This window comes from Siminovitchia terrae (genome assembly GCF_003605405.2).
GTDB lineage: Bacteria > Bacillota > Bacilli > Bacillales > Bacillaceae_C > Siminovitchia > Siminovitchia terrae.
This window is the reverse complement of sequence record NZ_QYTW02000036.1, coordinates 1-19693: the sequence shown is the minus strand read 5'-3', so window position 1 is coordinate 19693 and position 19693 is coordinate 1. Positions and strand designations below refer to the sequence as shown.

24 protein-coding genes are annotated in these 19693 nt (G+C 41.3%); 8 read left to right on the top strand and 16 right to left on the bottom strand.

Annotated elements, in window-relative coordinates; translation table 11 throughout:
* Positions 1-57 precede the first annotated feature (57 nt).
* Positions 58-375 (bottom strand): post-transcriptional regulator, encoded by a 318-nt coding sequence (locus D5F11_RS23230; protein WP_120118861.1) that lies wholly within the window; start codon positions 373-375, stop codon positions 58-60.
* 118 nt (positions 376-493) lie between these two features.
* Between D5F11_RS23230 and spoVB the strand changes: the two genes are divergently transcribed.
* Complete coding sequence (gene spoVB / locus D5F11_RS23225; protein ID WP_120118862.1) at positions 494-2038, top strand: stage V sporulation protein B; 1545 nt, start codon at positions 494-496, stop codon at positions 2036-2038.
* Positions 2039-2115: 77 nt separating this feature from the next.
* Here the strand turns inward: spoVB and D5F11_RS23220 are convergent, their stop codons facing one another.
* Positions 2116-2766 carry a DUF421 domain-containing protein gene (locus D5F11_RS23220; RefSeq protein WP_120118863.1) on the bottom strand — a complete coding sequence of 217 codons (651 nt, stop codon included), beginning with the start codon at positions 2764-2766 and terminating at the stop codon, positions 2116-2118.
* Between the two features lie 151 nt (positions 2767-2917).
* Between D5F11_RS23220 and D5F11_RS23215 the strand changes: the two genes are divergently transcribed.
* Entirely contained in the window at positions 2918-3316 is a 399-nt protein-coding gene (locus tag D5F11_RS23215; RefSeq protein WP_120118864.1) for a TIGR04086 family membrane protein, read from the top strand.
* Between the two features lie 416 nt (positions 3317-3732).
* Here D5F11_RS23215 and yajC read toward each other — a convergent pair whose 3' ends face one another.
* The 6 genes from yajC to ruvA all read right to left on the bottom strand — a co-directional run bounded on the left by yajC (position 3733) and on the right by ruvA (position 8248).
* Positions 3733-3993, bottom strand: a complete 261-nt coding sequence (gene yajC, locus D5F11_RS23210; RefSeq protein ID WP_120118865.1) for a preprotein translocase subunit YajC — start codon at positions 3991-3993, stop codon at positions 3733-3735.
* Positions 3994-4023: 30 nt separating this feature from the next.
* Complete coding sequence (gene tgt / locus D5F11_RS23205) at positions 4024-5163, bottom strand: tRNA guanosine(34) transglycosylase Tgt (protein ID WP_120118866.1); 1140 nt, start codon at positions 5161-5163, stop codon at positions 4024-4026.
* A gap of 207 nt (positions 5164-5370) precedes the next feature.
* Positions 5371-6399, bottom strand: coding sequence for a tRNA preQ1(34) S-adenosylmethionine ribosyltransferase-isomerase QueA (gene queA / locus D5F11_RS23200; RefSeq protein ID WP_120118867.1), 1029 nt, complete (start codon positions 6397-6399; stop codon positions 5371-5373).
* Between the two features lie 3 nt (positions 6400-6402).
* A complete protein-coding gene (locus D5F11_RS23195) occupies positions 6403-6609 on the bottom strand; it encodes a DUF2905 domain-containing protein (RefSeq protein WP_120118868.1) in 207 nt (68 codons plus the stop codon).
* On the bottom strand, positions 6606-7607 hold the full coding sequence (gene ruvB / locus D5F11_RS23190; protein ID WP_120118869.1) for a Holliday junction branch migration DNA helicase RuvB: 1002 nt from the start codon (positions 7605-7607) through the stop codon (positions 6606-6608). The genes D5F11_RS23195 and ruvB overlap by 4 nt, the downstream gene beginning before the upstream one ends.
* Positions 7608-7627: 20 nt before the next feature.
* The gene (gene ruvA / locus D5F11_RS23185) at positions 7628-8248 is read right to left on the bottom strand and encodes a Holliday junction branch migration protein RuvA (protein WP_120118870.1); all 621 of its coding nucleotides are present in this window, start codon (positions 8246-8248) and stop codon (positions 7628-7630) included.
* 236 nt (positions 8249-8484) lie between these two features.
* Here ruvA and D5F11_RS23180 point away from each other — a divergent pair, with 236 nt between their 5' ends.
* Positions 8485-9594, top strand: a complete 1110-nt coding sequence (locus D5F11_RS23180) for a M50 family metallopeptidase (protein WP_120118871.1) — start codon at positions 8485-8487, stop codon at positions 9592-9594.
* Positions 9595-9920: 326 nt separating this feature from the next.
* Complete coding sequence (locus tag D5F11_RS23175; protein WP_120118872.1) at positions 9921-10538, top strand: YktB family protein; 618 nt, start codon at positions 9921-9923, stop codon at positions 10536-10538.
* Positions 10539-10576: 38 nt separating this feature from the next.
* On the opposite strand, the gene D5F11_RS23170 is transcribed toward D5F11_RS23175, so the two are convergent.
* The gene (locus tag D5F11_RS23170; RefSeq protein ID WP_120118873.1) at positions 10577-11377 is read right to left on the bottom strand and encodes an ABC transporter ATP-binding protein; all 801 of its coding nucleotides are present in this window, start codon (positions 11375-11377) and stop codon (positions 10577-10579) included.
* A 1114-nt stretch (positions 11378-12491) separates the two neighbouring features.
* On the opposite strand from D5F11_RS23170, the gene D5F11_RS23165 reads away from it, so the two are divergent.
* Entirely contained in the window at positions 12492-12596 is a 105-nt protein-coding gene (locus tag D5F11_RS23165; RefSeq protein ID WP_120118874.1) for a YjcZ family sporulation protein, read from the top strand.
* Between the two features lie 90 nt (positions 12597-12686).
* On the opposite strand, the gene D5F11_RS26975 is transcribed toward D5F11_RS23165, so the two are convergent.
* Positions 12687-12854 carry a hypothetical protein gene (locus D5F11_RS26975; protein ID WP_185830876.1) on the bottom strand — a complete coding sequence of 56 codons (168 nt, stop codon included), beginning with the start codon at positions 12852-12854 and terminating at the stop codon, positions 12687-12689.
* 467 nt (positions 12855-13321) lie between these two features.
* Positions 13322-15526, bottom strand: coding sequence for a YhgE/Pip domain-containing protein (locus tag D5F11_RS23160; RefSeq protein WP_120118875.1), 2205 nt, complete (start codon positions 15524-15526; stop codon positions 13322-13324).
* A 130-nt stretch (positions 15527-15656) separates the two neighbouring features.
* On the opposite strand from D5F11_RS23160, the gene D5F11_RS23155 reads away from it, so the two are divergent.
* Together D5F11_RS23155 and D5F11_RS23150 are read left to right on the top strand one after the other, a co-directional pair.
* Entirely contained in the window at positions 15657-15977 is a 321-nt protein-coding gene (locus tag D5F11_RS23155) for a YbjQ family protein (RefSeq protein WP_120118876.1), read from the top strand.
* 4 nt (positions 15978-15981) lie between these two features.
* Complete coding sequence (locus D5F11_RS23150) at positions 15982-16206, top strand: hypothetical protein (protein WP_120118877.1); 225 nt, start codon at positions 15982-15984, stop codon at positions 16204-16206.
* 133 nt (positions 16207-16339) lie between these two features.
* Here the strand turns inward: D5F11_RS23150 and D5F11_RS23145 are convergent, their stop codons facing one another.
* Genes D5F11_RS23145 through D5F11_RS23135 form a run of 3 tightly spaced genes read right to left on the bottom strand, consistent with a single transcriptional unit; the run spans position 16340 to position 18221 of the window.
* Positions 16340-16585 (bottom strand): hypothetical protein, encoded by a 246-nt coding sequence (locus tag D5F11_RS23145; RefSeq protein ID WP_126646671.1) that lies wholly within the window; start codon positions 16583-16585, stop codon positions 16340-16342.
* Position 16586: 1 nt separating this feature from the next.
* Complete coding sequence (locus D5F11_RS23140; RefSeq protein WP_120118879.1) at positions 16587-17138, bottom strand: phosphoribosyltransferase family protein; 552 nt, start codon at positions 17136-17138, stop codon at positions 16587-16589.
* A 12-nt stretch (positions 17139-17150) separates the two neighbouring features.
* Positions 17151-18221, bottom strand: coding sequence for an NCS2 family permease (locus tag D5F11_RS23135; RefSeq protein WP_120118880.1), 1071 nt, complete (start codon positions 18219-18221; stop codon positions 17151-17153).
* A 209-nt stretch (positions 18222-18430) separates the two neighbouring features.
* On the opposite strand from D5F11_RS23135, the gene D5F11_RS23130 reads away from it, so the two are divergent.
* Positions 18431-18685 carry a hypothetical protein gene (locus D5F11_RS23130; protein ID WP_126646670.1) on the top strand — a complete coding sequence of 85 codons (255 nt, stop codon included), beginning with the start codon at positions 18431-18433 and terminating at the stop codon, positions 18683-18685.
* On the opposite strand, the gene D5F11_RS23125 is transcribed toward D5F11_RS23130, so the two are convergent.
* Together D5F11_RS23125 and D5F11_RS23120 are read right to left on the bottom strand one after the other, a co-directional pair.
* Positions 18682-18897, bottom strand: a complete 216-nt coding sequence (locus tag D5F11_RS23125) for a hypothetical protein (protein ID WP_126646669.1) — start codon at positions 18895-18897, stop codon at positions 18682-18684. The genes D5F11_RS23130 and D5F11_RS23125 overlap by 4 nt on opposite strands.
* 201 nt (positions 18898-19098) lie before the next feature.
* A complete protein-coding gene (locus tag D5F11_RS23120; RefSeq protein ID WP_120118882.1) occupies positions 19099-19530 on the bottom strand; it encodes an acyl-CoA thioesterase in 432 nt (143 codons plus the stop codon).
* Between the last annotated feature and the right edge of the window lie 163 nt (positions 19531-19693).

The following is a 19693-nucleotide window of genomic DNA, read 5'->3' as shown; positions in this document are numbered from 1 at the left end:
TTAGATGACAAGCATCTTCTTTATCTGTTTTGATTATGAAACAGTTAAAAAGGAGTGTCAATCTTCATCTGTTTTCAATAATTGTTGAAAGTCATCATTTCTGAGATTTTCCAATGAATCTCCCTGCGAGCGAAATGCTTCCACAGTCGCAAAGTTCATAAAATCGCCAATCTTTAATAAGAAGATATCGGAAACCAATTCATGGACCCTTACCCCTGCTTTGGGCTTCTTCCAAGCTTTTTCAGTTAAAAACCTCCATAAATCCTCAATGGAAATATCCTCATACCCAAGAATTACAAACTCCTCCGCCTTACTTAATAAAGCAGGTTTGAGTCTATGGAAGTAGTCATCGTATTCATGCTTATATTCTGACATCCGCATACCCGCCCTTCATTTTTCCGGGACAAATCCTGAACTTGTCATGCTTTGTCCAACACTGTGCATATACATAATTGTAATCGAATTGAGCAAATTTGAGAAGGCAGGGAAATAGATGTCAAAGTTTTTAAAAGGCACAATGATATTAATGGCTGCAGGCCTCGTCACAAGACTGCTTGGTTTTATCAACAGAATCGTCATCGCGCGTCTGATTGGTGAAGAAGGTGTAGGCTTGTACATGATGGCTTATCCGACGCTGGTCCTTGTAGTGACCATCACTCAACTTGGCCTGCCAGTGGCCATTTCCAAAGCCGTGGCTGAAGCAGATATCAAAGGCGATCAGCGAAAAGTAAAAAAGATACTTGTCGTTTCATTGACAGTAACAGGTACACTCTCGCTTCTCTTTACGCCTGCGCTAATTTTGCTTGGACCATTGCTTTCCAAAACACTCTTTACTGATCCTAGAATCTACTATCCACTAACAGCCATTGCACCGATCATACCGATCATAGCTATTTCTTCAGTCATCAGAGGCTACTTCCAGGGTAAGCAGAATATGAAGCCGTCTGCTGTTTCCCAAGTGTTGGAGCAGGCAGTGCGCATCACGCTGATAGCCGTACTAACGAAAGCTTTTCTTCCAATGGGGATTGAATATGCGGCGGCGGCGGCAATGGTTGCATCAGTGATAGGAGAACTTGCTTCTCTTTTATACTTGTTTGCGATGTTTAAAGTGAAGAAAAGATTCCCCGTCAGAAGAAATTTTTTACTCGCTTTAAAAGGCGGAAAAGCGACGTTCAAGGAATTGATGAATGTGGCACTGCCCACTACAGGCAGCAGAATGATTGGATCTTTGTCCTGGTTTTTTGAGCCGATTATCGTATCCCAAAGTCTTCTATTAGCAGGGGTAGCTGCCGGTATCGCTACGAAACAGTATGGACTTTTGACCGGATATGCCCTGCCTTTGCTGACTCTGCCTTCCTTTATCACATTTTCCCTTGCAACGTCCCTCGTGCCAGCCATAAGTGAGGCCAACGCTGTCCGTAACCATGGGCTGGTCGAGCACAGGCTACAGCAGGCACTTCGCTTCGCGCTGCTTTCCGGGGGGCTGTCCGTAATCATTTTGTTTACATTTGCAGAGCCATTGATGAAGCTTATATACGGATCGGAAAATGGCGCTTATTTTATTAAGCTGATGGCACCATTCTTCATCTTTCATTATTATCAAGGACCACTTCAAGCCATTTTACAGGCGCTTGATCTGGCCAGAGCCGCTATGATCAACAGCCTGATTGGAAATGCTTTTAAGCTTGGTGTCATCTTTATACTGGCATCCCAACCGCACATAGGGATTACAGGGGCCGCACTTGGAATTGCAGCAGGAACTTTATTGATCACAGCGCTTCACTATGCCACCGTTTTAAAGAAAATTCAATTTACTGTGTATATTAAAGACTATATAAAATTTTTCGCTGCAGCCATACTGGCAGGCTGGAGCGGAAAAATAATATATGATTCTCTATTTTTCGATTCAAATTTTATAAAGATGGCCTTAGGAATTATATTCACAACTATGATCTATTTAGCTTTGTTATTCGGTCTTAAACTCGTGAATAAAGGTGACATGACAAAAATACCCGTCATCGGAAACCTTATAAAATAAAATGGGGGTCTGACCCCCATCCCATTAAAGTGATAACGCATTAACGGAGTGGGGGTCAGACCCCTTCAATGACCCCTTCAATCTTCATCGATGTAGTCGATATAAAAGCTTCCGTCCTGAAAACTGCAAAAAGATATATTTTCAATTTCTTTATGCCCCCTACTCTTCAGCTCACGTCTAAGCCATTGTTCGCTTTTATTTGATTCTTTTAGCCCATCATGCTGAATTTCACCATCAACTACAAGGGGAACTGTAACTGATCCCGCCTTCTTTTTGTTTCCTTTTTTAAACACAGACAACTCACCCGATGTTTCCAATATGGCAAACTCCACATCTGCAATATTGCTAATATCCTTCTGCCTTAGCTGCATGAGCAAATCATCAAAATTATATCGGTGTTTTCTCATTTCCTTTTCGTTGATCTTTCCCTTTTCAATAATGACAGAAGACTTTCCATCGATTAGACTGCGGAACTTCCTGCTTTTTAATGATGCATACGCCATTCCTACCTGAATGAGCAGCAAAACAGTCATTGGGACAATCGTATGCATAATAGGATCTTTATGCTGCTCAATAGCAATCACTGCCATTTCCCCGATCATAATGAAAACTACAAGGTCCAGAACGCTCAGTTCTCCAATTTCCCTTTTTCCCATCAGGCGGAAAATTACAAGTATAACTCCATAGAGAACAATGGTCCGAAGAATAATAACCCAAAAATCATTCATAAGCATTTCCCTCCTATCCAAAACTCATGACTTAGTATGAGCAACAATTTGATAAACATGAGGAAAAAGGCTTCTAATAACTGAATTTGTGAATATGTTGTAGAAGGACAGGCGTATTTTTAGCCCAAATGTTTAAAGAAAGGAGTGAAAGATGATCGAAGCAAAGAATTTCGGGGTATCCGTTTTATATGGTGTCATAACGATATTTCTTCTCGCTGCAATTACAAGTTTAGTTTTTTCATTCATTTTATCTTTCACAAATACTCAGGAAAAATCTATCCGTTTACTTATCACGATTATTTCCTTTTTCAGTGTATTTGCCGGGGGGTTCATCTGTGGAGGCAAAGGCAGGCAAAAAGGATGGGTGCTGGGAGGAGCAACAGGTCTTTTATACAGCTTGATTATTTTGTTATATCAATATTTAGGCCACGGTTCCCTTTTCACATTGGAACAACTCATTTATTACACATGTTATACATTGACCGCCATGATGGGAGGCGTACTAGGGGTGAATATCGCGGGAGGTCCGACGCAGCAGCAGCACCATTGAATAAAACAAAAGCAAGCGTCTCTTATTGAGTTGAAATGCGAAAACGCCGTGCTAAGCCCCGACAAGCATAAGAATAATCCCTTCCTCAGACACCACTGAAAAATGGCTTATCGCCACGCGGGGATAGGCGTTGTAGCTGGAGAAGAGAAAAGCGGAGAGTTCCTGTTTATAGGCGCAAAGCTAGACGAACGCTAAAGAAGGCGGAGTCCTTCAAAAGCGGATTGGCTTAACCCTTGCCCCGATGGACTCAGCAGGCTTAGAACGCGATACCCTGTCGCTTCGCCTGCACTAGAACATCCCTGTGCGTCGAAGCTCGACTCAACATTTAGTGAAAAATAGGCTACTCAAAACTTAAGTATTTTATCATTTCTTATATAAAAAAGAAGCGTCAAACGAATACGCTTCTTTTTTATGTATTAAGATTGAGCAACTTCCCGTATTGCATTGCGATCATATGTAAGTCTGCTTCCATCACCGCAAAGAATGACGACTGTCCCTTCATCAATGGCATCAATCGTACCATGAAGGCCTCCAATTGTAATGATCTTGTCCCCTTTTTGCAGATTACTCTGCATTGTTTGGACTGCCTTTTGCCGCTTTTGGTTCGGTCTGATCAGCAGAAAATAAAACAAGACGATCATTAATAGGAACGGTGTTAAATTGGCAAGTGTAGCCAAGGCTTTTCCCCCTTTCTCGATTGCATTTATTTAGAAATTTTTCGCGTCAGGACGATTGAATCCATAGCGCTCAAAAAATTCTTCCCTGAAGTCACCGAGACGATCTTCTTTGATTGCATCTCTGACTTGCTTCATCAATTTTAACAGAAAATATAAATTATGGTAAGTCGTAAGCCTAATTCCGAAAGTTTCATTGCATTTAATTAAATGGCGGACGTAGGCACGTGAATAATTTCGGCATGCATAACAATCACAATTTTCATCCAACGGTCCAAAATCTCTTGCATAGGCTGCATTTTTCACAACGAGACGCCCCTGACTTGTCATCAGAGTACCATTTCTCGCAATACGTGTTGGAAGGACACAATCAAACATGTCCACTCCTCTTATCGCGCCATCAACAAGAGAGTCTGGTGAACCCACCCCCATCAAATAACGAGGTTTGTCAGACGGTAAAAGCGGCGTTGTAAATTCAAGTACCCGGTTCATTACATCTTTTGGTTCACCTACAGACAAGCCGCCAATCGCATAACCCGGAAAATCAAGTGAAACGAGGTCCCTCGCACTCTGCTTTCGTAATTGTTCATATTCACCACCCTGAACGATCCCGAAAAGCCCTTGTTTTTCAGGGCGCTTGTGGGCAGCGAGGCATCTTTCAGCCCAACGTGATGTCCGTTCCACCGAGTTTTTCATGTACTCCTGTGATGCCGGATATGGTGGACATTCATCAAATGCCATCATTATGTCAGACCCTAAGGAATTTTGAATGGACATTGCCTTTTCAGGTGATAGAAATAATTTATCTCCATTTAGATGATTTCTGAAATGAACTCCTTCTTCTTCAATCTGCCTAAATTCACTTAAACTGAATACCTGAAATCCGCCTGAATCGGTCAGAATTCCCTGATCCCAGTTCATAAATTTGTGAAGCCCTCCAGCCTCTTCAACAATATCCTCTCCAGGACGCAGCCATAAATGATAGGTATTGCTAAGAATAATACCCGCGCCCATTTCTTTTAATTCTTCAGGGCTCATCGTTTTGACAGTTGCTAGTGTTCCTACCGGCATAAACATAGGTGTCTCATATGATCCATGTGGAGTATGGATCATTCCCAGCCTGGCACCTGTCTGTTTGCATGTCTTGATCAATTCATATGTAATAGCCGACAATGAGCATCCCCCTTTCCTCTTTATCTTAATCAAATGCGCCTTGGCGTATTTGCGCCCAGATTTTATCGAGCTTGGCTCGACAAAATCTGTGGCATCCGCCGGAGGCTTTAACTTTATTTCAGCCGGGGTTTGAAACCCCACTGAATGTATTACCAATATGCTTTCATCTCACCACTTACAGAAGTGGGAGACTTCTATCGAATGAAGTTAAATAATCAACATAGCATCCCCGAAACTGAAAAATCTGTACTTCTCTTGAACAGCGGTTTCGTATGCATACAGAATATATTCACGTCCAGCCAACGCACTGACAAGCATGATCAGTGTAGACATTGGCAAATGAAAATTCGTAACCAGCCCGTCAATGGCCCGGAATTCATATCCCGGGTAAATAAAAATGTCAGTCCAGCCGTTCCCAGCTTTAAACAAACCTCCATTCTCCCTTGCAATCGTTTCAAGTGTCCTCGTAGAAGTAGTTCCTACCGAAATGATTCTGCCCCCATCCTTTTTCACTTGGTTCAGAAGGGCAGCCGTCTCCTTCGACATGCGGTAAAACTCGGCATGCATATCATGATCTTCAACACTATCCACACTCACAGGCCTGAATGTTCCAAGTCCTACATGAAGGGTAACAAAAGCCACGTGTACCCCTTTTTCTTTCAATGATTCAAGTATTTCATTTGTAAAATGGAGACCGGCCGTCGGAGCAGCAGCTGATCCCCTTTCTCGAGCGTATACCGTCTGATATCTGCCTTGATCTTCAAGCTGTTCTTTTATGTATGGAGGAAGGGGCATCTTCCCAAGTGAATCCAAAATTTCATAAAAGATACCTTCATATTGAAACTCAAACAGCCTGCCGCCATGGTCTTCCGTCCCCGTGCAAACTGCTTTCAGCCGGCCGTCACCAAAAGAGATTTCAGTCCCCTTTTTAACCCGCTTTGCCGGCTTGACAAGTGTCTCCCAACGATCTTCATTTGTTTGTTTAAGCAAAAGCACTTCAACTTTTGCCCCTGTGTCCGTTTTTATTCCGAACAAACGGGCAGGCAGTACTTTTGTATCGTTTAAAACAAGGCAGTCGCCAGGATTCAAATAATCGATCAGTTTCCTGAACGTTTCGTGTTTAACCTCACCCGTTTGCTTATTTAACACCATCAACCTGCTTGAGGATCGATTTTCCAGCGGTGTCTGCGCAATCAACTCCTCAGGCAGGTTGAAATCAAACATGTCTACTTTCAAAATTCATTTAAGCCTCCCAACTAGAAAAAAGATTGCCGATAAAATGATGCTGATGATGATAGATGTCATAACAGGGAAAAAGAAAGTTGCATTCCCTTTTTTGATCACAATATCACCAGGAAGCCTTCCAAGATTAAGAAAATGTATCAAAAACCCCGCAATAAAAATCACAGCACCGGCAACCATTAAAAGTTTCGCCATCCCGTTCAAGGGTGCGGCACCTCCAATTTGAAATGTTCATATACTTGTTGCGTTACCATCCGTCCCCTTGGAGTCCGCTGAAGGAATCCGATTTGTAGGAGATAGGGTTCATAAACATCTTCAATTGTGGTTGATTCCTCCCCTATACTAGCAGCAATCGTATCAATTCCAACAGGACCACCCCTGAACTTCTCAATAATCCCTCTCAGAAGCTTATGGTCAATGTGGTCAAGCCCAAGTTTGTCTACCTGGAGCAGTTCAAGCGCTTGATCAGCCAATGGAAGTGTAATGATGCCATTTGCGCGCACCTGTGCAAAGTCACGCACTCTCCTGAGTAGACGGTTGGCGATTCGAGGAGTTCCCCTTGAACGCCTCGCAATCTCAACAGCTCCGTCCCAATCAATTTTAGTGTCGAGTATTTCAGCAGTCCTGACAACAATATCGGTGAGCTGTTTGTCATTATAATATTCCAACCGGCACAGCACTCCAAAGCGATCGCGCAAAGGAGCAGAAACAGCCCCGGCACGCGTGGTGGCACCGACTAAGGTAAATGGAGGCAAGTCCAGCCTGACAGATCGCGCTTCCGGGCCTTTTCCAATCACAATATCAAGACAATAGTCTTCCATTGCTGGATATAAAACCTCTTCAATTGCACGCGGTAATCGGTGGATTTCATCTATAAACAGAACCTCTCCAGGTTCGAGTGAAGTAAGAATAGCTGCTAAATCCCCTGGCCGTTCAATAGCGGGCCCGGACGTAGTCCTTACATTCACGCCCATTTCGTTGGCAATTACCACTGCCAGCGTTGTTTTTCCGAGCCCGGGCGGACCATACAGCAACACATGGTCAAGTGCTTCTTTTCTCATTTTTGCCGCTTCAATAAAGATGGACAGATTGCTTTTCACTTTGTCCTGGCCGATATATTGGGAAAGCGACTGCGGACGGAGACTTTGTTCAAAAGACACATCATTCATAGACGCTTCTCCAGAAAGCACCCTTTCCTCCATCCATGATCACTCCTTCCATGTTATTGTTTCAGAAGCATTTGAAGTGCACTTTTAATATATTGGTCTGTTGTCAGAACATCCTTTGCCAGTTTTGGACGTATTTTTTTCAACTCTCGGTCAGAGTATCCCAATGCCGCAAGCGCAAGCATCGCTTCATCTAGTTCGGCCAAACCGTCAGAAGCTGCTCCCACTGCCTCATGATCGACATCTGCCGCAGCTTCCACCATTCCTTCAGGAAGAACATCATGCAGTTTCCCCTTCAAATCGAGGATCATTTGTCTGGCCGTTTTCTTACCAACTCCAGGAAACTTAGTCAAAAACTTCTCATCTTCCATTTCAATTGCTTGGATGACTTGTTCAGGCTCTCCGAATGCCAAGATAGCCAAGGCGCCTTTAGGGCCGATTCCGGAAACACTGATTAGCTTCTTGAACATCTCCCTTTCAGTATTGGTTCCAAAGCCATAAAGTGCAAGGATGTCCTCTCGGACATGCTGATATGTATAGATGACGGTCTCTACACCCTTTTTCACTGAAAAAAGGAAAGGATTCGGCGTCAAAATCTGATAGCCGATTCCATTATTTTCTATCACAATATATTCGGGACCGATATGCTCAACAGTCCCTTTGATGTATTCGTACAATGGTTTCTCTCCTCTTTCATACTAACCATCATTGTATCATATAATTCATTTATCATTATACATAAAACAACATATGTTCTAACCAATTTAACATCAAAATTTTTAAAATGCCAAGCTTTGCCCGAATTCAATCATCCATGGATATTATTAGTTAGATGAAACCTGCAAGACCTTCAGGCCGTATAAGTGGAAACATGGGTGTGGATTGATAAACAAAAAGGGGGATTGTAGCAGAAATGAAACAAGGAGAACCTTCGACAAATCCGAAAAAAAGAAATTGTAAGCAGCTAGTTTTTGGCCTGGTCATAGGAATCGGACTCTGGCCAGTCTTTCTGCCTTATTTATATAAACATGATGTTGTTATCGATGCCAAAAACATGTTGGTGATCGGTGCTGCTATTTTTGTGAGCATATTCATTGCTCTTATTATCCACGAATGCGGCCATGCAATCGCTGGAAAAGCAGCGGGCATGGTCTTTATGAACATGAGTATCGGTCCATTCGTCTATGTCCGTTCGGAGGACAAGTCGTTATTTTTAATCCAAATGCCTGCATTAGGGTATATGGGGCGAGCAATGCTTCGTTTTCCTGATAGGCTTACAGATAAAGAGCTAATCCAAAAATTAAGATTATACATTTTCGGTGGCCCATTAGTGAATTTACTTACCGCGGTTATCGCTATCCTCCTTGCCTACACGAAAGTGCCATCAGGAATCTTGCTTACATTTGGTATGATCAACCTGCTATTTGGCTCCATTAACCTGATTCCAACAGAGAATAATGGCATGCAGACAGACGGACGGCTGCTCGCAATGCTTTCCAGGAAACAACCAGGAAAGGAGCTCGTCTTATTGAGTTACCGGATGATGCAGGAAGATCCCGAAGGAACAAATTGGCGGCCTGAAACGGTTCAGGCTGCTGAGGAAGCTATTCGAAATCATTCGGATCACCCAATTGCCGGAGCTCTTTTCTATTCACTATCATCCCATTATACAATGCTGGGAAAAACCGCTGACGCCGAAACAATTGGACGGATAGCAGCATTCCGGGCACGCAGTCAGAAGGTGGATCCCCTGCAGGATATGGCGGATATCGCCATGGTCCACATTCTTCACCAGGCCGGCAAATTAAGAGAAGAACCAAACATTCGCGGAAAGCTAGCCATAATTGGCCCTACTGAGAAAATCACCCGGCATTTTAGGGATGCCTATACAGCGTACCTTGATGATAATTGCAATAAAATGATGAATGAACTGGATGCAGCAAAGAAAGTTCTTGGTAAATGGCATTCACTATATTTGGAAGGACATTATGAAAAAAAGCGGATCGAAGAGTTGCGTGCTTAGAGCAACATAGTTAATGTGTTGTCTAAAGGTCATTTTTTATTGGCAGCGGCTCCCGATGCTTTCTATATGGATAAACCACTTATCTAGCAGGCTGGAAGAATAAAAGAGCGTGCTGCGATTTCAGAGTAAAAGAAGAGATTTAAAGAAGATTTGAGAACAGATACATTAACAGCATCAGGAGCTCGATTGCCATCATCACAATGACATTCATAACCTTTGATAATTATCTTGGCAAACACCCGTTTTTTTATTTTGAATGCAAATACATTATACATAGTGAAAAATTTGGTAAACTATAGAATATCTAATGAAAGAGGGGTTATCGAATGCAGTTTGACGGTTTTACAAAAAATGACTTTCAGACTTTTCACATTGACGGCCTGGATGAAAGAATGGCGGCCATCCAAAATAGAATTCAGCCAAAGTTTAAAAACATTGGAGAAGCTTTAACATCTGATTTAAGTTCTATGATCGGAACTGAAATGTTTTTACATATTGCTAGACATGCCAGAAGAACGGTAAATCCACCCCAAGACACTTGGCTGGCTATCGCAAATAACAAGCGGGGATATAAGAAGCACCCTCACTTTCAAGTTGGGCTTTTTGATGACCATGCCTTTCTTTGGCTTGCTTATATATATGAGCTGCCAGACAAGAGTGAGATCGCTAAGAAATTCCTGAATCATATGGCTGAAATCCAAGAGAAAGTCCCTGGCGAGTTTGTCATCTCCATGGACCATATGAAAAAGGATGCCGTCACACTTGAAGAAATAGATCTGAAAAAAACGCTTGAACGCTTCCGCGATGTCAAAAAAGCGGAATTTCTCATCGGAAGACATATCGCGGCTGATGACCCGATAGTCCAAGATGGTGACAAATTCATTTCATTGGCAAGAGATACATTTGAAACACTCGTCCCTATCTATAAATTAGGTTATGCTTAAAAAGCGAAAAGCCGGGAATCCAGCCGGCTTTTCGCTTTTTAAATATTGACTTTTGCGATTTGGGAGACTGAAAGCCATGGCCTGTTCTCTTCCCAGCGCACGCTGACTGGAAGATGAAACGTCTCGGATAATAATTCGTCTTTTATCACTTCTTCTTTTGGACCAGCCGCCACCATTGTTCCCTCACTTAGTAGCAATACATGTGTAATATCCTCGACTAGCTCCTCAATATGGTGAGTGACATAAATGACGCTGCAGTTGCTTCTGTCAATTTCTTTTGTCAAGGCCAAAACTTGCTCCCTTGATAAAATATCAAGCCCTGTACATGGCTCGTCCAATATTAATAATTTTGGATCATTCATTAAAGAACGTGCTATCAGAACCCTTCTTCTCTCTCCTTGAGACAGCAGATGATACGGCTTCCCTTTCAACTTACCCAATCTGAATCTTTCAATTAGTTCATCCGCTTTTTCCCAATCAGCTTTTGCTACCTCCTCATAAATGCCAAAGGAAGCAAATTTTCCGCTTACAATGATTTCTTCGATCGATTCATACTCAATAATATGAGAAAAGCGGTTTAAAGAGCTACTGACAAAGCCGATCTCCTTGCGAAGATCCGGCAAATATGATTTCCCGAATTGGTGATCAAGCACCGTTACATTTCCTTCCGAAGGAAAATGATAACCCGATACGATATTCAGAATAGAAGTTTTACCCGATCCGTTTAGTCCAAGAATGCCCCAATGCTCTCCCTTCTGCATTCTCCAATCGATGCCGCTTAGAATTTCCCTTCCGTCCCTTTTCCAAGAAACTCCTTCAAGAGATACAATCGTGTCCATACCTGTCATCCCCACTTTACTGAATAAAAAGTTTATTATTACAGTAGCAGACTTTGGTATAAGTGTAAATAAATTAATATTCCTGTCATCTATCAAATGCGCCTTGACGTATTTGCGCCCAGATTTTATCGAGCTTCGCTCGATAAATTTANCCTTTTCCAAGAAACTCCTTCAAGAGATACAATCGTGTCCATACCTGTCATCCCCACTTTACTGAATAAAAAGTTTATTATTACAGTAGCAGACTTTGGTATAAGTGTAAATAAATTAATATTCCTGTCATCTATCAAATGCGCCTTGACGTATTTGCGCCCAGATTTTATCGAGCTTCGCTCGATAAATTTACTCTGAAAATCTGTGGCATCCGCCGGAGGCTTTGACTTTATTCAGCCGGGGTTTGAACCCCCACTGAGATTAATACCAATAGGTATTCATCTCACCACTTACAGAAGTGGGAGACTTCTGCTGAATGAAGTTAAACAAAAAGCTTACGAAAGACACCTAAATAAATTTTATTCCCACTTCAATGGCTCCTTTTTATATCGAGCATACCTATGTCATTGCTGTTGCTTACCATAGGTATGAAGCCTCTAAATATATACAAAGTAAAAACCAACAAGATGCATGTTATAAAAATAATCAAGAATTCCTGTTTTTTATCCATTAAACAATCCCCCTTATCCGATATTTTATGCAGGCAAATTGAGGAATCTTCATTGATTTAATCATATGTATTTTTCACTTCGATCCTATTTTTTGTAATCGAATCCATGAATTTAATTCGCCAGATGAAGGTGAGTAGTCAACCTTTAAAAATGGGCAACCATAACAGTAATTGTGCCTTGAAGACCTAAAAGCTTATGGAATTTCTCTCGATGGTGGATATGGAAAAATATCGAAACACAGCTCCTTACTTAGAAATCTCTGACTCCTCTGTCAGGTATCCGTATTTCAAGCCTGTCTAAGGTAATCCAGTTGTCGTTGAATGAAAATCAGTTTTCACCTAGATACATGGTTTATTCGTATATTTTTTATCATATTGGGATACTTGTCTTAACCAGAGTTGGAAATTCCCATATTCTATAATGAAAGCTAAGGATAAGGGGGTGCTTTTATGAGTGGCTATGCAGGAGGAGGCTTTGGATCAGGCTTTGCTTTGATTGTCGTATTGTTTATCCTCTTAATCATTGTTGGAACTGCCTTTGTTGGATATTACTAAAAAATTCCATCCTAGAGCAGTTGTTTTCCGGGCTGATTTTTAGAAGCCAAGAGACGACCAAGTGCATGGCGTTTCTTGGCTTTTTCATTTTTATCCCATAGACCGGGTTTGATTGCCACCTTTTCTCTGTCCCATGTTCGACAATTGAGGAATCATGTTTGAGAGCTGTCCGCCCCGCCCAGTCATCATACTGTATGCAGCTGCTCCTATTCCTACAGAAGCAATAATAGGCAAAATTTGAATTTTGTTGTTTCGCATCTCATGTCACCCGCTTAATTTTTTTGCTCACTTGAGCATCTTTAGGTTTCCGATTCACTTTATAAAAATCATGCACTTCTTCCCAGAAGTTATCCAAATGAGAAGTTTTATTTTTGGATGAAAGAGACTACCTTGGAAAAGCCATGGTATGGCTCTGATAGTATTTCTTATCGCATTTGATCATAAAATTGGGACAAACCCCTATAAACATGAATAAACCGCATGAAATCAAATGTAAAAAACTTGATTTCACGCGGCTTTATTTTCACGAATTGTTACTAATATCCATTAGTTTTCAACTTATGTCCCAGCTTCTTCGTCTTTTTTAAATATTAACTTTAATCACAGGGTTTAACCTTCGCCGGGCAGCATTTCACCCGAAACAAGATAGGGATTGATCAGCTTTCTGTCATACTCAGCTGCCTATGATCAAGCCCCTGGGACAATTACGTATCGGCAATGGATCATTAATGAAGAATATCAACCTCCTTTGATTTTGCAAGGAATGCCTTCGTTCTTCTGTTAACTGGTTCTTTAAGGAAAGTACCAAACAGCAAGGCTGCCAACCCGAACAGAGCTAGGGCAATCAAATCCTTTGTAACCGATTGCCAAACAATGCCCCCGATTGCTTCCCTCATCAAGTCGACCGAATAGGTAAAAGGTAATAACGGACTGATGACCTGGAAGAACTCCGGCAGCAAGACGACAGGATATGTTCCACCTGAACCGGCAATCTGCAAAACAAGCATAACAATCGCCAATGCTTTTCCAATATTCCCGAACACCGAAACAAGCGTGTATACAATCAGCACAAACACAAGGCTGATAAAAAGACCAAACAGAATCATCCAAAAAGGATGGCGGACAGGAACCCCGAGAATGAACAAGTCTCCACATACCACAATCAACGTCTGTAGAAACCCTATGCTTAAAAAGGTGAAGAGCCTGCCAAAGTATATTTGTCTTCCAGTAAAGTCTTCATGATTTCTCAAATCGGTTGACAATAGAGATATTAAAAGAAGCGCTCCAACCCATATCGATAAAACCGTATAAAAAGGAGTCATTCCCGTTCCATAGTTTTTAATTGGGAAAATCTTGTTTTCATTTAATTGAACGGGCTCTTCAAAGAAACTTCTTTCCGCAGTTGGATCATTCAAAAGTAGCTGTATGATATCATTCAGATTCGCTTCTCCTTGTAATTTCCTGATTTTATCTGCAAGCTCGCGAACCTTCTCATTTACATAAGGAAATTCCCCATGCGCATATTCAAGAGCATCTTTTCCTTTGCTCAAATTTTTATCTGTTCTGTGCAATATTTTTTCAACTTCAGGCAACGAAACCTGTATTTCAGTCAGCATCTCTCTTGCACTAGATAAAGTCTTCTGTGCCTTGGAAATTTCATTCATAACAGTTGGTTCAACATTTTCTTTATACTCTTTTGCAAAAGCATCAATTTTCACAGAAGTATCTCCAGCCAGCTGTTGAAGACTGCCGATAGTTTCATTGAATTCCTTCTTCTTCTCCTCAAGCACCCCGTTTATTTCAGAAGCTTTGTTCTGTACTTGCTGAAGGTCACTTTTTAATTGACTTGTTTTTTCAATGGCCTGGTCAATCTGGGTCAGGTCAATTTGAGGTATATTATTCTGGCTTTCACCTTCATTTTGGTCAATGTCCTGATTTTTTGGGGCGTTGTTCAGACCTTTAGCCTCAGTCAATACTGCCTGTATGGTATCGAGAGTCCCAAGCGCCTCAGTCAACTGGGATTGAAGCTGATTGTTGATTTGGTCGCCTTTGCTCAAATCAATCTCCTTTCCTTGAACCTTTCCAAGAAATTCGTTGATATCTGATGCGACCTTTTGAATCTTCTGTATATCTGCATTAATCTTTGGAGCCATCTCCTGAAGCCTATTTTCTGCATCTGATAAAAAAGCGGATGTTTTATTAATCGTTTCCAGACCATCACTTGTTAATTGCCTTGCTTCAGGTATCATTCCCTGTGCTTTATCAATCATTTCTTCTGCAGAAGAAGCATCTTGCAGTGAGTTGTTAATTAATTTATTAATTTCCGGAAGATCTTCTTCCAGGGTGAATACATATTGTTCAAATTGTTTGATATCTGGCAAGTCTTTCTGCAATTCAATCCCAATTTCATTGAATAGTTCAAAAATAACTCCATTCACTGTACCAATGAATTTGCTGCTGACTTGTTCAACAATCATGGATGCCCCCTTTTGAGTAATCTTCGGGGATATAGAGTTCACTTTTTCGTTTACATAATATTCCACTTTTGCCTTTTTGGGATGATCCGAAATGACAGTACCCAAGCTCTCAGAGAAATTCTCAGGAACAATGATAACAGCAAAATAGTCCCCATTTCGCAGTTCCTTCATTGCTTTTTTACGATTGGTAAAATGCCAGTCCAGGTCTTTGTTTCCATTCAGTTCATTTACCAATTCTTTTCCGGCATCAATATGCTTATCCCTTACAATCGCCCCTTTATCTTCATTAACAAGACCCACGGGGATTTGATTGGTGTGGGAATAAGGATCCCACATCGCCGCGATATTCAACCATGCATATAAGGAGGGAAGCAAGATAAGACCTCCGATAATAATGGCAGCCGCCCAATTTGTACTGATGTTCTTAAGGTCTCTCGTAAAAATTTTGTTCATAAGATATCCTTTCTACACTGATGATATTGGTTAATATTTTGACCCATAACCTACATAAAATAATTTGAAACCTAACTGTTTTTCATCCGTAACAAAGATAATATATCATATCGAGAGGAAGCGAGAAAATATGCTTATCGTAACAACTGAAAATATTGCCAATCACAAAATCGTTGAAACAAAAGGGCCTGTGTTCGGAATTACGGTTAGAGCAAGGGGCGTGGGAAAGGATATTGTGGCATCTTTCAAGGGATTGTTGGGTGGAGAAATCAGCCAGTACACGGAAATGCTTGAAGATGCCAGGAAACAGGCAATTGACCGAATGGTGGAAAATGCTAGGGCAATGGGAGCCAACGCAGTAACAATGATGCGATTCGATTCGGGGGAAATCGGGCAAAATATGAGTGAAATCATCGCGTATGGAACAGCGGTGATTGTGGAAGAGGTCTAGTTAGTTGGAGTGGATCATTAGCTTTTATGGCCTCCAGATATTGATATTCATTTTTTTAATTATCATCTCATGGTTCATATGGGACAAACGCTTTAAAAAGAAACATGGGCGTGAAGTCCCTGACGGCTTCCAGCGGACGAATGAAATATCCATCGACCCCACGACAAACAAAAAATTGACTGTTTACTATAACCCTGAAACTGGTGAGAGGTTTTATAAGGAAGAATAACCATAATAGCGTAAAGCGAATGCTGATAAAGCTGTTCCTTAGTCCACAGCAATTTATCAAATGCGCCTTGGCGTATTTGCGCCCAGAATTTATCGAGCTTCGCTCGATAAATTTCCTCTGTAAATCTGTGTCATCAGCCGGAGGCTTTAACTTTATTCAGCCGGGGTTTGAACCCCCACTGAGTGGAATACCAATAGGCATTCATCTCACAACTTATAGAAGTGGGAGACTTCTGCTGAATCAAGTTAAACAGACTGCTCAAGACGCCACTACTACCTGTACGCCAATGGAAAATAGGACCTCCGTCTGTCGTATCCCCAAAAAACTTAAAAAGGCGCCTTCTGACCACTTTGTTCAGAATGACGCCTTTTTCCCTCATGTTATTTCGAAAGCTTGTTTCTGAATAACGGTAACTTCTCCAAGTAGATGATGTCTTCTCTTCCCGCTGCATTTCCTTCAGCTAAAATAGCAGCTTTTGCAGCAACTATACCGCCCGCCTGAACAACTAGCTCTTCCAAGCCGCGCACGGACTGTCCTGTACTGATCACATCATCGATAATAGCCACCCTTTTTCCTTTGATCTGCTGAACATCGTCACTGTCCAAGCATAATATCTGTTTTTTCTGGGTAGTTATGGACTCAACTTCGTTGACCAAAGGGGACTCCATATAAGGTTTGATGCTTTTTCGTGCAACAACATACTGCTTCATGCCAAGCTGCTTTGACAATTCATATATGAGCGGGATTCCCTTCGCTTCTGCTGTAACCAAAACATCCACTTCCGGCAATTTGCTTGCGAGAATTGGTGCAGTGTATGATACCAGCTCCGTATCTCCCAGAATAACAAAGCTTGCGATACTAAGCTCATCCGATACAGCAACTATCGGCAGCTCTCTTTTTATATCCCCAATCGTTAATGTATAAGTCTCCATCTAACCATCTCCTTAAAAACCAAATAGTCCTATTAAAAATTGTATAATTAATCCTGCCAGCATGCCAAGAAATGGATCGGTAATTGCCGTGACAACCATTGTGATCCCGCCGACTAGACCGGAAGCCGGCTCCCCAGTAGAAAATGAAGCAGCAGCATTTCCTGGCAATGTGACAATTGCACCTAATACAAATAAAAATCCTGCTATGGAAGCACTTGGTACAAATCGTCCTATCTTAGGAAGAAGCCCAGCAAATAGAATGACAGCCATGATCACCATCATCAGAACACCTGACCAAACTGGATGTGGAGCACTAGCGGTTGCTGAAATGACAACCTCAACCGGCGCGCCTCCAAAAAACGACGATACCATGTCTGCCAAGCTGCTAATCACGGTCAGTACATCGACATTGACGTTTGTTTGCGCAATTTCTCCATTTATCTTACCAAAAGCGATATTTGCCCCTATGTTCAAACATACCATTGCCAATGCTCCACGGATCACCATCGGATTAAGAACGAGCTTTTGACGGACAAGTCTTTCCTTCTCTGGAGTTTTCAATTCAGCTTTATTGTTTCTTGTAAGAAAGTAATAGACGATACTTGAGAGAATAACTGAAATGGTTATCGTATAAACAAGATCCTTTGTCGCCATATATACAATAAGAGCACTGGCAAAAGACGTAATCCCAATTAATTGATTGTTTTTCGCCATATCCCAGGCCACTTTAGTTAACATAATACCAACACCAGCCATCATCCCACTTGTGATTACAGGTCCGATCCAGTCAACAATTTTCTCCAACAACCCGAATAAGCCGATTGGCACCATGATCATGGCACCAAAAAAGATCATGGAAAGCCGTTCACGCATGTTTTTACCCATTGTTCCAGCCAGCGTGATTGTTTCCGCCTGATAAGAAATAACCGGAACAGAGCCCATTATTGCATTTCCGCCTGCACCTATTATAAATGCGAGAGCTGTTGGTACCGAAGCAAAACCGAAGGTTAATGCCAGGAGTCCCTGTGGAAGTCCATTCAGTACTACACTTAATGCTGCCAATATGTCTTTGATGATATCCATAATACACTCCATTCCTTTATTTGAGATAAAAATACGAACGTTAACATAATTACATTAAATATTGTACGGTTTCGACAAATTTTTTCAAGCCCTTTGATAAAATTCCCAATATTTTTTTTCGTCCAATATAAGCCTTTATTATGGCATTAATAAAAAAGTAAAAATATAATGGTTCGGTGCTCAAAAATTTTTTCGGCTAGATAGGAGTGTTGTACTATGAAAAACTCACTCATCTTATGTTTAAGTGCCCTTGTATAGCAGCATGCACTGAAAAGAATGACCAGGCAAAGGATACGACGAATGCTGACGAAAGCAATACCCCACAATCAATAGAACCAAAAAATAATCAACAATCCGAGGCCAATAATACTGAAGTACCAGAGAAAAAATCTGATGTTACTTCTGCTGAAGATCAAAATCAAATGCGCCTTGGCGTATTTGCGCCTAGATTTTATCGAGCTTAAGCTCGATAAATTTCCTCTGAAAATCTGTGGCATCCGCCGGAGGCTTTAACTTTATTCAGCCGGGGTTTGAACCCCCGCTGAATGGAATACCAATTTGCATTCATCTCACCACTTACAGAAGTGGGAGACTTCTGCTGAATGAAGTTAATTACATAGAACTTCCGGTCGTTTTCGAGGAAATCGGGAATGATAAGCTTGAACAGGTTGTTCAAACTGACAATCCAAATAAAAGAGGTTATTTTATTTGAAGACCAAAATAACAATTTAAAATTTAAAAGTATTTACATAAAACGTAACAAGCGTCTGAAAGTAAATGATTTGAGAGAAGGCCAAATGATCTTCAATGAAGTACTCTAAAATGAAAAAAAGCTGTCACAGAAAATCAGTTTTCACTGACTTTCTGGACAGCCCCTTTAGAGGTTCAACAACAGTTCCTTTTCCCAGTCGGATTCCAATCTCACCTTCGGCACTGGGGTAGGCTTTTTATTTTCATCAAGCGCAACCAATGTAACTGTAGAGGTCGTTGTAAGTTTTTTCTGATCAGTTGCCAGATCTTTACTTTCCACTTTGACATACACTTTCATGGATGTGTTGCCCGTGGACAGAACAAACGCTTCCAACGATAGAATATCACCGCTTTTCGCGGAAGATACAAAATTAACGGTATCTATTGCAGCAGTCACAACCGTTTTCTTCGAATGCTTCATCGCCGCAATCACAGCAATTTCATCTATGTAGGATAAAACAGTTCCTCCAAAAATAGTGCCTAAATGATTTGTATCTGGCGGCAATACAAGCTTTGTCTGAATAGCTCTTGAAACGTTTGACGAAATGACTTTCTCCATATAATCTCCTCTTTTTTCTAATATTTACCTTTGACAACATTCATCCATATTATTACACGATCCATTATTGAACTACTCCCACTTAACATCCTTATGGTCTGTTTGAAGTGGGAGATTCCTAATAATACCTTCATAACCGAAAGTTTTGATTAGGCTATCCCCG